Source organism: Micromonospora sp. WMMD964, from assembly GCF_029581455.1.
GTDB lineage: Bacteria > Actinomycetota > Actinomycetes > Mycobacteriales > Micromonosporaceae > Micromonospora.
Genome location: NZ_CP120860.1, coordinates 3,613,773 through 3,628,382 on the forward strand (window position 1 = coordinate 3,613,773; position 14,610 = coordinate 3,628,382).

The following is a 14,610-nucleotide window of genomic DNA, read 5'->3' on the forward strand; positions in this document are numbered from 1 at the left end:
CGTGACCCGACCGGCCCCCCTCGCCGGCGCCGGCCGGTTGGCCGGGGCAGCCGCGCTCATCGCCGTCCTCACCGTGGCCAGCCGACTGGCCGGTTTCGGCCGCACCGCCGTGTTCACCTGGACCCTGGGGACCACCGACCTCGGTGGCACCTACGTGGTGGCCAACGCGGTGCCGAACTTCATCTTCGAGATCGTCGCCGGTGGGGCGCTGGCCAGCCTCGTCGTGCCGCTGCTGGCCGGGGCCGTCGCGGTCGGTGACCGGGCGACCGTCGCCCGGACCACCGGTGCGCTGCTGACCTGGACGCTGGCCCTGCTGGTGCCGCTCGCGGTGCTGGTGGTGCTGCTCGCCGAGCCGGTAGTCGAGTCGCTCGGGCACCACCTGACCGCCGCCCAGCAGCAGAGCGGCATCCGGATGTTGCGGGTCTTCGCACCCCAGCTGCCGCTGTACGGGGTGGGCATCGTGCTCACCGGGGTGCTCCAGGCACACCGGCGCTTCGCCTGGCCGGTGCTCGCGCCGCTGCTGTCCAGCCTCACCGTGATCGTCGTCTACCTGGGGTTCACCGCCACGCAGGGCCGCAACGCGACGGTCGGCGGGGTGAGCCCCGGTGGCGAGTTGCTGCTGTCGGCCGGCACGACACTCGGTGTGGTGGTGTTGTCGTTGTCCCTGCTCGTCCCGGTCAGCCGACTGCGCCTGGGGCTGCGGCCCGGGTTCGGGTTCCCGGCCGACGCGCGGGCCCGCGTCGGCGGGCTGGCGGTGGCCGGCGCGGTCACCGTCACCACGCAGCAGATCGCCCTGATCGTCAGCCTGAACCAGGTCACCGCCGGTGCGCGGAGCAACCCGGGTGTCTACAACCTGGCGCAGACCGTCTACCTGTTGCCGTGGGCGGTGCTGGCGGTGCCGCTGGCCATCGCGGCGTACCCGACGCTGGCGGCGGCGCGGGCCGCCGGTGACGAGGACACCTACCGGGCGACGTTGGCGCCGGCCGTGCGCGGGGTGCTGCTGTTCAGTTGCCTCGGCACCGCGGCGTTGATCGGCACCGCCGGCCCGGTCGGGCACTTCTTCTTCCCGGCGTCGACCGCGTCCACGGCCGCCGCCGCGATCATCGGGTACGCCCCCGGCCTGGTCGGTTACGGGCTGTTCGCGGTGCTCACCCGGGCGCTCTACGCGCGGGGGGAGACCCGGGCGGCGACCGCCGCCACCGCTGTCGGTTTCCTGGTGGTGCCGGTCGTCGTCGTGCTGTTCGGCGCGTTGCTGCCGCTGCGGGACCGGGTGTTCGCGGTGACGTCGGCCAACTCGGTGGGGATGCTGGTGCTCGGGGCGTTGCTGCTTGTGGCGGTGCGGCGCAGCGCGGGCCGACCGGCGCTGGCCGGTGCGGCGCGGGCCTCGGCCGCCGGTGCGCTGGCCGGTGTGCTCGCCGCGCTCGCCGGGCTGGGCCTCGGCCGCCTGCTCGACGCGCCGGGCGGCGGCACCCCGACGATGGCGGCGGCACTCGGTCAGGGCATGCTGTCCGGGGCTCTGGTCGGGGCGGTGTTCCTCGCCGTGCTCTGGTTCGTCGACCGGCGGGACGTGGCGCCACTGCTCGCCGGGGTGCTGCGGCGGCTGGGTCGGCGCGGGCCGCGGGGTGGCGGTCCGACGCCCGGTGCGGTCTCCCCGGAGCGGGGCGATGGGAAGGAGACGGCGACGCGATGACTGAGCCAGCTCTGTCCGCCGGGTGGTCGGGCACCGTCGCGTTGGTGCTCGCGTCCAGCACCGGCGGGGTCGGCCAGCACGTCCGGTCGGTGGCGCGTGGCCTCGTCGCCGGGGGCGCATCCGTCCTGGTCTGCGGACCGGCGGCCACCCAGGAGCAGTTCGACTTCACCGCTGTCGGCGCGCGTTTCGAGCCGGTGGAGATCCCGGCCAGCCCGACGCCGGCCGACGCCCGGGCGGTGCTCACCCTGCGCCGGGTCCTCACCGCCACGCGGGTCGACGTCGTGCACGCCCACGGTCTGCGGGCCGGGTTGGTCGCCGTGCTGGCCCGTCCGGCCGCGCCGCTGATCGTCACCTGGCACAACGCGGTGCTCGCGGGCGGCCTGCGCGGCGGGGTGTCCCGACTCGTGGAACGCGTGGTGGCCCGGGGTGCGCGGGTGGCCCTCGGCGCGTCCATGGACCTGGTCTCCCGAGCCGCCGCGCTGGGTGCCGCCGACGCCCGGCTCGCCCCGGTCGCCGCGCCGACGCTGCCCGCGCCGCGTCGACGTCCGGCGGCGGTCCGCGCCGAGTTCGGGGTGCGCCCGGACCAGCCGTTGATCCTCTCGGTCGGTCGGCTGCACTCGCAGAAGCGCTACGACGTGCTGATCGACGCGGCGGCCCGCTGGCGGACGCGTACCCCACCGCCGGTCGTGGTGATCGCGGGCAGTGGGCCGGCGTATCTGCCGCTGGCCGCGCGGACCTCGGCGGCCCGCGCCCCGGTGACCCTGCTGGGGCACCGCACCGACGTGGCCGACCTGCTCGCCGGTGCCGACCTCGCGGTGGTGACCAGCGACTGGGAGGCCCGGCAGCTCTTCGCGCAGGAGGCGTTGCGCGCCGGCGTGCCCCTGGTCGCGACCGCTGTCGGCGGGCTGCCGGACCTGGTCGGCGACGCCGCCACGCTGATCCCCGCCGGGGACGTCGACGCGGTCGACGCGGCGGTCCGGGCGCTGCTGGACGACCCGGCGGCCCGGGCCGAGCTGGGCCGCCGTGGCGCGGAACGAGCCGCGACGTGGCCGACCGAGACGGACACCGTGGCCGTGCTGGCCGCCCTCTACGCCGAGCTGGGCGCCGACCGCGGCGGCCCGGCAGCCACCCCGGGCTCCGACGCCCCCAGAACGGGACACCGGTGATGCTGCGCCGAATCACCCCCGCCCTGCTGACCATCCTCGTGGTGTCGCTGGGCGTCGCCGCGCTCGCCGCCCGCCCGCCGCAGGACAGCCCGCGACGCACCGCCGACTTCGTGGTGCTCGCCGGGATCGCGGGTTTGCGGTGGGAGGACGTGGATCCGCAGCGCACCCCGACGTTGTGGCGGATGGCCCAGGAGGGGTCGATCGGCTCACTGTCGGTGCGTTCCGCGCATCGACCCACCTGCCCGGTGGACGGTTGGCTGACGCTGGGTGCGGGCAGCTTCGCCGCGTGGAACGGCAGCCGGTCGCCGGGCGGGTGCCCGCCGGCCGGGGTGACCGTCGAGCAACCGGACGGCATCGGCGCGAACCTGCCGGACCAGGAGAGCGTGGTCCAGTACAACCAGCAGCGCCTGCCGTGGGGGGCCCTGCCCGGTTCGTTGTCGGAGTCGGTGCGCTGCTCCGTGGCGGTGGGCCCGGGTGCGGCGGTGGCCGCCGCCCGTCCGTTCGGCCGCGTGGACAGGTACGCCCCGGCGTTGCCCGCCGACCCGCGGACGCTGCTCGGTTCCTGCGTGCTGAGCATCGTCGACCTCGGCACCGTCGAGGGGACCGACCCGGCGACCCGTGCCGAGGAGGCGCGGGCGGCGGACGCGCAACTGGCCCGGGTGGTGGCGGCCCGGCCGCCGCGGTCGTTGGTGCTGGTCGCGGGGATCTCCGACACCGCCCAGCCGTCGCGGCTGCACGTGGCGGTCGCCGACGGGCCGGGTTGGGAGCGGGGGTGGCTGACCTCGGCCAGCACCGGCCGCGACGGTTACCTGCAACTGGTCGACCTCGCGCCGACCGCCCTCGCCGCGCTGGGTCGGCCGATGCCGGAGCGGCTGTTCCTGGGCCGTCCGGCGGTGAGCACCGGTGGGCGTCCCGCCGATCTGGCCGAGGCGATCGACGCACCGGCCGACGCCGATCGGGAGGCCGCCGCGCAGCGTGAGGTCTCCGGGGTGTTCTTCACGCTGCTGGCCGGGGTGCAGGTGCTGTTGGCGGTCGGGGTCCTGCCGTTGCTGCGCCGGGCCCGCCCGCACGCCGGGCCGACCGGCCCGGATCCCGTCTCCCGGCGGGTCACGGCGGTGGTGGAACTGCTGCTCGTCGCCGTGGCGTTGACGGTACCGGCGGCGTTGCTGGCCGACGCGGTGCCCTGGTGGCAGGGCGACCATCCCGGGTGGATCTTCGCGGGGGTGACGGCGCTGCTGGTGGCCGCGGGCACCGCGGCGGTGCGGTTCGCCCCCGGGTACGCGGGCACCCTCGGGCCGCTGGGTGCGGTGGCCGGTCTCACCACCCTCGTCGTCGGGTTGGACGTGCTCACCGGGGCCCGCCTGCAGCTCAACGGTGTGGTCGGGTATTCCGCGTTGCAGGGCGGCCGGTACTCCGGGCTGAGCACCGTGGGGTTGGGGGTGTTCCTCGCCGGTGCGTTGCTCGCCGGGGGTTGGCTCGCCCAACGGGTGCACCGGGGTTGGCGGCCGGCGGTGACGGTGGCCGTGGGCGGTCTCGCGGTGGTGGTGGTCGGCAGCGCGTACCTGGGCGCCGATCCGGTCGGCGCGATCGCGCTCACCGCCGGGGTGAGCGTCGCCGCGGTGATCAGCGCGGGCGGCTGGTTGACGATCAGCCGGCTGGCGTGGGCCAGCATGGCCGCCCTGGCGGTCGGTATCGGCTTCGGTGTGGTGGATCTGCGTCGCCCGCCGGCGGAGCGGGGGAACCTCGGGCGGTTCCTCTCCGCGCTCGGCGACGGCACCGGCGGGTTCACCGTGCACCGGTCCAGCACGGAGAACTTCGAGACGTTGGTCAACAGCCCGCTGACCGTGCTGGCGGTCGCCGCCGGGTTGCTGGTGTGGTTCGCCCTGTTGCAACCCTGGGGTGGGCTGATGCGGTTGTTCGGCATCTACCCGGCGGTGCGGGCGGCGATGGCCGGGACGGTGGTCGCCGCGGTGCTCGGTGGTCTGCTCGACGGGGCGGCGCTGGACGTGCTGGGCGCCGCCGCCGCGTTGGTGGTGCCGATGGCCGTGCTGGCGTCGCTGCGGGTGCTGGGGCACGCCGCGGACCGGACCCGTCCGGTTCCGGGCCGGTTCCGGGAGAGCGGCGCCGACGACGACTCGGGCTCCGGCGGGGTCTCTCCGACCGGCGGTGATGGCGGTCCGACCGGCGGAGGGCCGCTGGGTGCGGCCCACCCCCGGCCGATCAGCGGCCCGCCCGCGAGCGCCCCACCGGTGGTCACGATCCCGGACGCCGAGACCGATCGTGCCGCCGACGCCGACGCCGACGCCGACGCCGACGCCGACGCCGACGGTCTGGCGGAACCGGCCGGGGGCGGGTCCGTCGGGCCGCCCCGACAGGTCACCCGGTCGTCGAGCGGGGTTGCCGCCTCCTGAGCGCCGGACCTCGTCCGGATGACCCGCAGGTGTCGTAGCCGGGGTGCGGCCTGCGAGTACCCGCCTGGGAGGTGTTACCGTCGAATCCCGTGGATCGCGTGATCACTTTGCTGATCGAGCACGGCGGTCTGCATGACCGCGACAGACGACACGGGAGCAGGCCTTGGCCCCATCAGCACGGACGACCAGGCACATTTTCGTCACCGGGGGCGTCGCCTCCTCGCTGGGCAAGGGCCTCACCGCCTCCAGCCTCGGCAACCTGCTGACCGCGCGCGGTCTGCGCGTGGTGATGCAGAAGCTCGACCCTTACCTGAACGTCGACCCGGGGACGATGAACCCGTTCCAGCACGGTGAGGTCTTCGTCACCGAGGACGGCGCGGAGACCGACCTCGACGTCGGGCACTACGAGCGGTTCCTCGACCGGGCGCTGTCCGGCAAGGCGAACGTCACCACCGGTCAGATCTACTCCGACGTGATCGCCAAGGAGCGGCGCGGCGAGTACCTGGGCGACACCGTCCAGGTCATCCCGCACATCACCAACGAGATCAAGTCGCGGATCCTGGCGATGGCCGACCCGGACGAGGACGGTCAGCTCCCCGATGTGGTGATCACCGAGGTCGGCGGCACCGTCGGCGACATCGAGTCGCTGCCGTTCCTGGAGGCGATCCGCCAGGTCCGCCACGACCTCGGCCGGGACAACTGCTTCTACCTGCACGTCTCCCTGGTGCCGTACCTGGCGCCGTCGGGTGAGCTGAAGACCAAGCCGACCCAGCACTCGGTGGCGCAGCTGCGCAACATCGGTATCCAGCCGGACGCCATCGTGTTGCGCTGCGACCGGGAGATCCCGGTGAAGCTCAAGGAGAAGCTGTCGCTCTACTGCGACGTGGACGCCGAGGCGGTCGTCGCCGCTCCGGACGCCCCGAGCATCTACGACATCCCGAAGGTGCTGCACCGGGAGGGCCTCGACGCGTACGTGGTGCGTCGGCTCGGCCTCTCCTTCCGGGACGTGGACTGGGCCAGCTGGGACGACCTGCTGGAGCGGGTGCACCGCCCTCGGCACACGGTCACCGTCGCGGTGGTCGGCAAGTACGTCGACCTGCCCGACGCGTACCTGTCGGTGAGTGAGGCGATCCGGGCGGCCGGCTTCGGTCACCGGGCCCGGGTGCAGCTCAGGTGGGTGCCCAGCGACGAGTGCGTCACCCCGGCCGGTGCGGCGGCGGCCCTGGCCGGTGTCGACGGGATCCTCATCCCCGGCGGCTTCGGCGTGCGCGGCATCGAGGGCAAGATCGGCACCGCCCGGTACGCCCGGGAGAACGGCATCCCGCTGCTCGGCCTGTGCCTCGGCCTGCAGTGCATGACCATCGAGGTGGCCCGTCACCTGGCCGGTCTGGACGGCGCGAACTCGGCGGAGTTCGACGAGAAGGCCGCGCACCCGGTGATCGCCACGATGGCCGACCAGGAGGACATCGTCGCCGGCAAGGGCGACCTGGGCGGCACCATGCGGCTCGGGGCGTACCCGGCGACGCTGACCGAGGGTTCGCTCGTCGCCGAGGCGTACGGCAGCACCGAGATCAGCGAGCGGCACCGCCACCGCTACGAGGTCAACAACGCATACCGGGACGCGCTGACGAAGGCCGGTCTGCACATCTCCGGCACCTCGCCGGACGGTCGGCTGGTCGAGTTCGTCGAGTTGGACCGCAGCCTGCACCCGTTCTTCGTGGCCACCCAGGCGCACCCGGAGCTGAAGAGCCGTCCGACCCGTCCGCACCCGCTGTTCGCGTCGTTCGTCAAGGCCGCGGTGGCGTACTCGCAGGCCGACCAGCTGCCCGTCGACCTGGACGCGACGGCGGAGGCCCCGACGACGCGCAAGGCCGCCCGCAACGGCGCCGCGACGAAGGCCGCGTCGGCCTCGTGAGCGAGCGCAGCGAGCGAACCATCAGGCTCAGCAGCGTGGCGCCTCGCGCCGTCGTCGAGCGCAGCGAGGCGACGGCGTGAGCGGGGTGGAGCACCGCTACGAGGTGCGGTCCCGGCAGGAGCGCTACCGGGGGCGGATCTTCGACGTGGTCACCGAGGAGGTGACCATGCCGGGCGGCGGGACCGGAGTGCGGGACCTGGTCCGGCACGTCGGTGCGGTGGCCGTGGTGGCGCTCGACGACGCCGGTCAGGTGGTGCTGATCCGGCAGTACCGGCACCCGGTGGGGCGGCACCTGTGGGAGCTGCCCGCCGGGCTGATGGACGTCTCCGGTGAGGAGTTGCCGGCCGCCGCGTTGCGGGAGCTGGCCGAGGAGGCGGATCTCACCGCCGGGCAGGTCGACGTGCTCGTCGACCTGCACAGCTCGCCGGGGTTCACCAACGAGGTGGTGCGGGTCTTCCTGGCCCGGGACATCGCCGAGGTGCCGGCCGGCGAGCGCCACGAGCGCCACGACGAGGAGGCCGACCTCCAGGTCGTCCGCATCGACCTGGACGAGGCCGTCGCGATGGTCCTGGCCGGTGAGATCACCAACGCGTCCGCGGTGGCCGGGCTGCTCGCCGCGGCCCGCTCCCGGGACACCGGTTGGTCGACGCTGCGTCGGGCGGACGCGCCGCTGCCCCGCTGAGCATCGCCGCCGGTTCGCGCCGGTGAGGGAGTACGACGACAGGGGCCCCGCGGTCAGCCGCGGGGCCCCTGTTCGTCGTCTGGTGGATCAGTCGCGCAGCGGTCGGCCCTGCGCGTCGGTGCCGCCGTTGACCAGGATGAGGATGCCGTCGATGAGGCCCCAGATGCTGCCGAAGCCGAGGGTGCAGACACTCACGACGAGCTGGAGGACACCGATCTTGATGTCGCCGATGTAGAACCGGCCGGCGCCGAAGAAGCCGAGCAGGATGCCGAGGACCCCGGCGACGACCTTGCTCTTGTCGGAGACGCCCTGCGGGTAGCCCGGCTGGGGGTACCCGGGCTGGTAAGGAGGAGTGGTCATGGGCGGACACACTAGTGATCCACTTGTCCGCTGTCCGCAGCGCCACCCGACAGATGGGACGATGATGGTCGAACACTGTCCTGACGGCTGAGGCGACCATCCGCCGCCGAATCCGGTTCGATGCCTGACAGATCGTCAGGACACTCGGGCACCGGATGTCACTGTGCTGGCTCTCGGCGGCGCGGAGCACGCCTAGACTGCCGCCGGCGGGACCGGTGGACCGCGGTGGCAAAGGGGCCGCTGCGGCACCGAGCAGTCGGGGGAGAGCGGCCCCGAAGAGAGGTGTCTGCATCGTGAAGGTCGGAATCCCACGCGAGGTCAAGAACCACGAGTACCGCGTGGCGATCACGCCGGCGGGCGTCAACGAGTTCACCCGCAGCGGCCACCAGGTCTTCGTCGAGTCCGGCGCCGGTGAGGGCTCCAGCATCACCGACGAGGAGTTCGCCGCCGCCGGCGCGAAGATCCTGGCCACCGCCGACGAGGTGTGGGAGACCGCCGAGCTGGTGCTCAAGGTCAAGGAGCCGATCGCGGAGGAGTACCACCGGATGCGCGAGGGGCAGGTGCTCTTCACCTACCTGCACCTGGCCGCCTCCAAGGAGTGCACCGACGCGCTGGTCGACCGCAAGGTCACCGGCATCGCGTACGAGACGGTGGAGCTGCCCGACCGGTCGTTGCCGCTGCTCGCCCCGATGTCCGAGGTCGCCGGTCGGCTCGCCCCGCAGGTCGGCGCGTTCTACATGATGCGTACCGGTGGCGGTCGGGGTGTGCTGCCCGGCGGTGTCTCCGGCGTGTACGCGGCCAAGACCGTCGTCATCGGCGCCGGCGTGTCCGGCCTGAACGCCGCCGCGATCGCGCTGGGCCTGCAGTCCGAGGTGCTGCTGCTGGACAAGAACGTCGCCCGGCTGCGCGCGGCCGACGCCATCTACCGGGGTCACCTGCAGACCATCGCCTCCAACGCGTACGAGGTCGAGCGGGCCGTGCTCGACGCCGACCTGGTCATCGGCGCGGTGCTGGTGCCCGGTGCGAAGGCCCCGAAGCTGATCAGCAACGAGCTGGTCTCCCGGATGAAGCCGGGCAGTGTGCTCGTCGACATCGCCATCGACCAGGGCGGCTGCTTCGAGGACTCGCGCCCCACCACGCACGCCGACCCGGTCTACAAGGTGCACGAGTCGATCTTCTACTGCGTGGCGAACATGCCCGGCGCGGTGCCGAACACCAGCACCTACGCGCTGACCAACGTCACCCTCCCGTACGCCCTGGAGCTGGCCAACCAGGGGTGGCGGCAGGCGCTGCGCAACGACCCGGCGCTGGCGCTGGGCCTGAACACCCACGACGGTCGGGTCACCTACGGCCCGGTCGCCGAGGCGCACGGGATGGACGTGCTCCCGCTGACCGAGGTGCTGGCCTGAGCGGTGGCGAGCTGACCAGCGGCACGGACGCCGCCGGCGTGGGCGCCGAGCCCGCGCCGGCGTTGCGCCGCGCCGTGCGCGGTTACCTCGACCACCTCACCGTCGAACGTGGCCTCTCCGCGAACACGCTCACCTCGTACCGCCGGGATCTGGACCGCTATCTGACGACGCTCGCCGACGCCGGGGTCGCCGACCTCGCGTCGGTCGGCCCCGGCCTGGTCGAGTCGCACCTGGCGCGGCTGCGCGCGGGCGACGACACGCACCCGCCGCTGGCGGTCTCGTCCGCCGCCCGCGCGGCCAGCGCGGTCCGCGGCCTGCACCGCTTCGCGATGCGCGAAGGGCTGGCCGGGGCCGACCCCAGCCGTGACGTCCGCCCGCCCACCCCGCCGCGCCGGTTGCCCCGGGCCCTGCCCGTCGACGACGTGGTCCGGCTGCTGGACCTCGCCGGCCCGGTCGCCGCGTCCGGCGATGACGCCCCCCGCGCGCTGCGGGACCGGGCGTTGCTGGAGTTCCTGTACGGCACCGGCGCGCGGATCTCCGAGGCGGTCGGCGCGGCCGTGGACGACCTCGACACCGACGAGGGCACCGTGCTGCTGCGCGGCAAGGGCGGTCGGGTGCGGCTGGTGCCGATCGGCGGGTACGCCGTCGACGCCGTCCGCGCCTACCTCGTGCGGGCCCGCCCCACATTGGCCGCCGCCGGTCGGGGAACCCCGGCGGTCTTCCTCAACGCCCGCGGCGGCGCGCTGTCCCGCCAGGGCGCCTGGGGCATCCTGCGGCGCGCCGCCGAGCGGGCCGGGCTGCCGGTCGACGGGCCCGCCGCCGTGTCCCCGCACACCCTGCGGCACTCGTACGCCACCCATCTCCTCGACGGCGGCGCCGACGTCCGGGTGGTCCAGGAGTTGCTCGGCCACGCGTCGGTGACCACCACCCAGGTCTACACGTTGGTCACCGTGGAGCGGCTGCGTGAGGTGTACGCCACCGCCCACCCACGCGCCCGCGGCTGAACCCGGTCGCGGTCGGACCCGACACGCCGGGCCGGTGCCGAACCCCCTGCTGGTCGGTGGCGTACAGTCGGCATCGGCGCGGACCTCCTGGAGCGACACGACCGGGGTGCGCAGCGGCGCCGCGAAGGACGTCGGACGGCTCCGACGCCGGGTGGGTCGTCGGGAGGGGGCAACGAGGACATGGCAGGCAACGGTGACCGTGCCGAGACCTGGACGTCGGAGCTCCGCGAGCAGCAGGCCACGCTCGGCGCGGATCTGGGTCCGGCGGATCCGGCCGCCTACACGATGCGCAAGCCCATCCCCGAGCCGATGCCCACCGACCGGCACGGCCCGGCGCGCATCATCGCGATGGCCAACCAGAAGGGTGGCGTCGGCAAGACCACCACCACGATCAACCTGGGCGCGGCCCTCGCCGAGTACGGCCGCAAGGTGCTGCTCGTCGACTTCGACCCGCAGGGCGCGCTCTCGGTCGGGTTGGGCGTCAACCCGCACAACCTCGACCTGTCCGTCTACAACCTGCTCATGCAGGACGACGTGACCGCCGAGGACGTCCTGATCAAGACCGACGTGGCGGGCCTGCACCTGCTGCCGGCCAACATCGACCTCTCCGCCGCCGAGATCCAGCTCGTCAACGAGGTGGCCCGGGAGATGGCCCTGGCCCGGGTGCTGCGCACGGTCCGCAAGGAGTACGACTACATCCTGATCGACTGCCAGCCGTCACTCGGCCTGCTGGCGATCAACGCGTTGACCGTCGCGCACGGTGTGCTCATCCCCCTCGAATGCGAGTTCTTCAGCCTGCGCGGGGTGGCCCTGCTGCTGGACACCATCGACAAGGTGCGCGAGCGGCTCAACTTCGACCTGGAGCTGGAAGGCATCCTCGCCACCATGTACGACAGCCGCACCACGCACTGCCGTCAGGTGCTGCAGCGGGTGGTCGAGGCGTTCGGCGACAAGGTCTACCAGACGGTCATCACCAAGACGGTGAAGTTCCCCGAGTCCACCGTGGCCGGTGCCCCCATCACGACGATGGACCCGGCGTCCTCCGGCGCACGTAACTACCGTCAGCTGGCCCGCGAGGTGATCGCCGCCCAGTCGGAGCGGTAGCCGGAACGCCCGGTGCCGCTGTCGTGGACTACGGTCGTGCGGTGACCGCGCCACCAGTTGACCCACCCGAGGCCGCCGCTGCGCCCGTGGTCGACGGTGTGCCGCCCGCCGACCCCGCCGCCACCGGGTTCACGGTGCGGCTGGCGAACTTCACCGGCCCGTTCGACCTACTGCTGCAACTGATCGGCAAGCACAAGCTCGACGTCACCGAAGTCGCCCTGCACACGGTCACCGACGAGTTCATCGCCTACATCCGGGCCATGGGCGACGACTGGGACCTGGACGAGGCCAGCGAGTTCCTGCTCATCGCCGCGACCCTGCTGGACCTGAAGGCGGCCCGGCTGCTGCCCGCCGCCGAGGTCGAGGACGAGGCCGACCTCGCCCTGCTGGAGGCCCGGGACCTGCTCTTCGCCCGGCTGTTGCAGTACAAGGCGTACAAGGAGGCGGCGGCGCACATCGCCGAACTGGAGGCCGTCGGCGGCCGACGGTACCCGCGAGCGGTCAGTCTGGAACCCCGCTACGCGGAGGCGCTGCCCGACCTGGTGCTCGGCATCGGCCCACAGCGACTGCTGAAGCTGGCCGTGAAGGCGATGACCCCGAAACCGGTGCCCGAGGTGTCCATCGCCCACGTGCACATGGTCCGGGTCAGTGTCCGCGAACACGCGGCGATCCTCACCGACCGGTTGCGCCGGGCCGGCACGGCCACGTTCTCGCTGCTCTGCGCCGACTGCGAGGCCACCCTGGAGGTGGTGGCCCGGTTCCTGGCGCTGCTGGAGCTGTACCGGGAGGGCCTGGTGTCCTTCGTCCAGGAGCAGGCCCTGGAGGAGTTGACGGTCCGCTGGACCGGCCCGGCCGACGGGGACACCGAACTGCACGTCGACGAGTACGCCGGCACCCCGGCAGGGGAGACCGGCGGGCCGGACGGGACGGGAACCACGGAGGATGAGCGGGATGAGTGACGAGCAACGCCGGGACTCGCTGGCCGACCAGGCCGCCGCGTGGGTTCCCCCGTGGGAGCGCCCCCGGCAGCCCGCGCCCGAGGCCCCTGGCCCTGAACTCGTCCCCGAGACCGCCGAACCCGAGGTCACCGGTTCGGGGTCCGCTGACCGTGAGGCTGGCGGCTCCGAGTCTGCCGACCCGGAACCCACTGACCCCGAGCCCGCCGGTTCCGAGGTTCCTGATCTTGACGCCACCGAATCCGAGGCCGCCGCAGCCCCGACGCCCGCGCCGGACGCCCCGGCAGCCGGTGTGACCGAGGTCGCCGCCGAACCGACCACGCCGCCCGGATCGGGCCAGGACGCCCCGGAGCCGGTCGCGGCACGTGAGACGGGCGGTGCGCGGGACGTACCCCCTCGGCAGGCAGCCGGGCGACGGCGGATGACGGCCGCGCCGGAGCCCGCACCGGAGCTGTCCGACGCCGAGCTGCGCGGCGCCCTGGAGGCCATCCTGCTGGTCGTCGACGAGCCGGTCAGCGAGCTGGTGCTGGCCCAGGTGCTGGAGCAACCGGCCGAGCGGGTCGGCCCGATGCTCGACGACATCGCCGCCGGGTACACCGCCGCCGGGCACGGGTTCGAGTTGCGTCGGGCGGCCGGCGGGTGGCGGCTCTACACCAGGCCGGAATACGCTACGTACGTCGAGCGGTTCGTTCTGGACGGGCAGTCCGTACGGCTGACCCAGGCGGCGTTGGAGACGCTCGCCGTGGTCGCCTACAAGCAACCGGTGACCCGTTCGCGAATCTCAGCCATCCGGGGTGTGAACTGCGACGGGGTCATCCGTACGCTGGTCACTCGCGGCCTCGTCGAGGAGTGCGGCACCGAAACGGACAGCGGGGCGTTCTTGTACAAGACCACCACGCTGTTCCTGGAGAAGCTCGGGCTGAACACCGTTCACGAGCTGCCGCCCCTCGCACCCTTCCTGCCCGACGACGTAGAAGAGCTTGCTGATGCGACCCGATAACCGTTCCCCCAAACCCGACGCCCCCGTCTTCGAGGGGGCGGAGCGCCTGCAGAAGGTGCTCGCCGCCGCCGGTGTGGGTTCCCGGCGCGCCTGCGAGGACCTGATCTTCCGCCGCCGGGTCACCGTGGACGGGCGGGTCGCCAAGCTCGGCGACAAGGTCGACCCGGCCACCGCCGTGATCCACGTGGACGGCGAGCGCCTCCAGGTCGACACCCGCCTGGTCTACGTGGCGATGAACAAGCCGCGCGGTGTGGTGACCACCATGGCGGACGACAAGGGCCGAAACGAGCTGGCCGAGTTCATCGGCAGGCGGCTGGACCAGCGGGTCTACCACGTCGGGCGGCTCGACGCCGACAGCGAGGGCCTGCTGCTGCTCACCAACGACGGCACCCTCGCCCACAAGCTCATGCACCCCTCGTACGAGGTGCTGAAGACCTACCTGGCCGAGGTGGTCGGGCCGATCCCGCGCAACCTGGGCAAGCGGCTCCTCGCGGGCGTCGAGCTGGAGGACGGGCCGGTCAAGGTCGACTCGTTCAAGGTGGTCGGCACCCTGGGCAAGAGCGCCCAGGTGGAGCTGAGCCTGCACGAAGGGCGCAAGCACATCGTCCGGCGTCTGATGGACGAGGTCGGGCACCCGGTCACCCGTCTGGTGCGTACCTCGATCGGGCCGATCCGGCTGGGTGACCTGCGCACCGGGCGGATCCGGAGGCTGACCAACGCGGAGGTCGCCGCCCTGTTCAACGCGGTGGGTGACTGACCCCCGGTTCCGGGGTACGGCTGCCGGTAGGCTCCACCGATGGCCGGACGACGGCCGCTGGAGGTGGCGTGGGTCGCCTCCGGTGGCGTCGCGTACGGGTCCGTCAGAGGACCCGGGCATGATTGATGACGATTGACGAACCGCTTGCGGCGCCGA

Annotated in this window: 12 protein-coding genes; 11 read left to right on the top strand and 1 reads right to left on the bottom strand. The window is 73.2% G+C overall.

Features of this window, described 5'->3' with window-relative positions; genetic code table 11:
- Position 1: 1 nt before the first annotated feature.
- The 5 genes from O7616_RS16760 to O7616_RS16780 all read left to right on the top strand — a co-directional run bounded on the left by O7616_RS16760 (position 2) and on the right by O7616_RS16780 (position 7,864).
- The gene (locus O7616_RS16760) at positions 2-1,690 is read left to right on the top strand and encodes a lipid II flippase MurJ (protein WP_282302825.1); all 1,689 of its coding nucleotides are present in this window, start codon (positions 2-4) and stop codon (positions 1,688-1,690) included.
- Positions 1,687-2,856, top strand: coding sequence for a glycosyltransferase family 4 protein (locus O7616_RS16765; RefSeq protein ID WP_282302826.1), 1,170 nt, complete (start codon positions 1,687-1,689; stop codon positions 2,854-2,856). The genes O7616_RS16760 and O7616_RS16765 overlap by 4 nt, the downstream gene beginning before the upstream one ends.
- On the top strand, positions 2,856-5,267 hold the full coding sequence (locus O7616_RS16770; RefSeq protein ID WP_282302827.1) for a hypothetical protein: 2,412 nt from the start codon (positions 2,856-2,858) through the stop codon (positions 5,265-5,267). The genes O7616_RS16765 and O7616_RS16770 overlap by 1 nt, the downstream gene beginning before the upstream one ends.
- A gap of 163 nt (positions 5,268-5,430) precedes the next feature.
- Positions 5,431-7,182, top strand: coding sequence for a CTP synthase (locus O7616_RS16775; RefSeq protein WP_282302828.1), 1,752 nt, complete (start codon positions 5,431-5,433; stop codon positions 7,180-7,182).
- A 76-nt stretch (positions 7,183-7,258) separates the two neighbouring features.
- Positions 7,259-7,864, top strand: coding sequence for an NUDIX hydrolase (locus tag O7616_RS16780; RefSeq protein ID WP_282302829.1), 606 nt, complete (start codon positions 7,259-7,261; stop codon positions 7,862-7,864).
- An 87-nt stretch (positions 7,865-7,951) separates the two neighbouring features.
- Here the strand turns inward: O7616_RS16780 and O7616_RS16785 are convergent, their stop codons facing one another.
- On the bottom strand, positions 7,952-8,224 hold the full coding sequence (locus O7616_RS16785) for a TM2 domain-containing protein (RefSeq protein WP_282260764.1): 273 nt from the start codon (positions 8,222-8,224) through the stop codon (positions 7,952-7,954).
- A 293-nt stretch (positions 8,225-8,517) separates the two neighbouring features.
- Between O7616_RS16785 and ald the strand changes: the two genes are divergently transcribed.
- From ald to O7616_RS16815, 6 genes are all read left to right on the top strand, one after another.
- Positions 8,518-9,633: an alanine dehydrogenase gene (gene ald / locus O7616_RS16790; RefSeq protein WP_282302830.1), complete on the top strand. Its 1,116-nt coding sequence runs from the start codon at positions 8,518-8,520 to the stop codon at positions 9,631-9,633.
- 38 nt (positions 9,634-9,671) lie between these two features.
- The gene (locus O7616_RS16795; RefSeq protein ID WP_282302831.1) at positions 9,672-10,637 is read left to right on the top strand and encodes a site-specific tyrosine recombinase XerD; all 966 of its coding nucleotides are present in this window, start codon (positions 9,672-9,674) and stop codon (positions 10,635-10,637) included.
- Between the two features lie 180 nt (positions 10,638-10,817).
- The gene (locus O7616_RS16800) at positions 10,818-11,741 is read left to right on the top strand and encodes an AAA family ATPase (RefSeq protein ID WP_030334877.1); all 924 of its coding nucleotides are present in this window, start codon (positions 10,818-10,820) and stop codon (positions 11,739-11,741) included.
- Between the two features lie 41 nt (positions 11,742-11,782).
- On the top strand, positions 11,783-12,700 hold the full coding sequence (locus O7616_RS16805; RefSeq protein WP_282302832.1) for a segregation/condensation protein A: 918 nt from the start codon (positions 11,783-11,785) through the stop codon (positions 12,698-12,700).
- A complete protein-coding gene (gene scpB / locus O7616_RS16810; RefSeq protein WP_282302833.1) occupies positions 12,693-13,697 on the top strand; it encodes an SMC-Scp complex subunit ScpB in 1,005 nt (334 codons plus the stop codon). The genes O7616_RS16805 and scpB overlap by 8 nt, the downstream gene beginning before the upstream one ends.
- The gene (locus tag O7616_RS16815; protein ID WP_282302834.1) at positions 13,684-14,454 is read left to right on the top strand and encodes a pseudouridine synthase; all 771 of its coding nucleotides are present in this window, start codon (positions 13,684-13,686) and stop codon (positions 14,452-14,454) included. Before scpB ends, O7616_RS16815 begins: the two co-directional genes overlap by 14 nt.
- Positions 14,455-14,610: the final 156 nt, after the last annotated feature.

Excerpts from the sequence above, each read along its gene's own strand:
- O7616_RS16765 (WP_282302826.1), top strand. The coding sequence starts at position 1,687 with ATGACTGAGCCAGCTCTGTCCGCCGGGTGGTCGGGCACCGTCGCGTTG.
- O7616_RS16770 (WP_282302827.1), top strand. The coding sequence starts at position 2,856 with ATGCTGCGCCGAATCACCCCCGCCCTGCTGACCATCCTCGTGGTGTCG.
- O7616_RS16785 (WP_282260764.1), bottom strand. The coding sequence starts at position 8,224 with ATGACCACTCCTCCTTACCAGCCCGGGTACCCCCAGCCGGGCTACCCG.
- O7616_RS16800 (WP_030334877.1), top strand. The coding sequence starts at position 10,818 with ATGGCAGGCAACGGTGACCGTGCCGAGACCTGGACGTCGGAGCTCCGC.
- scpB (WP_282302833.1), top strand. The coding sequence starts at position 12,693 with ATGAGTGACGAGCAACGCCGGGACTCGCTGGCCGACCAGGCCGCCGCG.
- O7616_RS16815 (WP_282302834.1), top strand. The coding sequence starts at position 13,684 with ATGCGACCCGATAACCGTTCCCCCAAACCCGACGCCCCCGTCTTCGAG.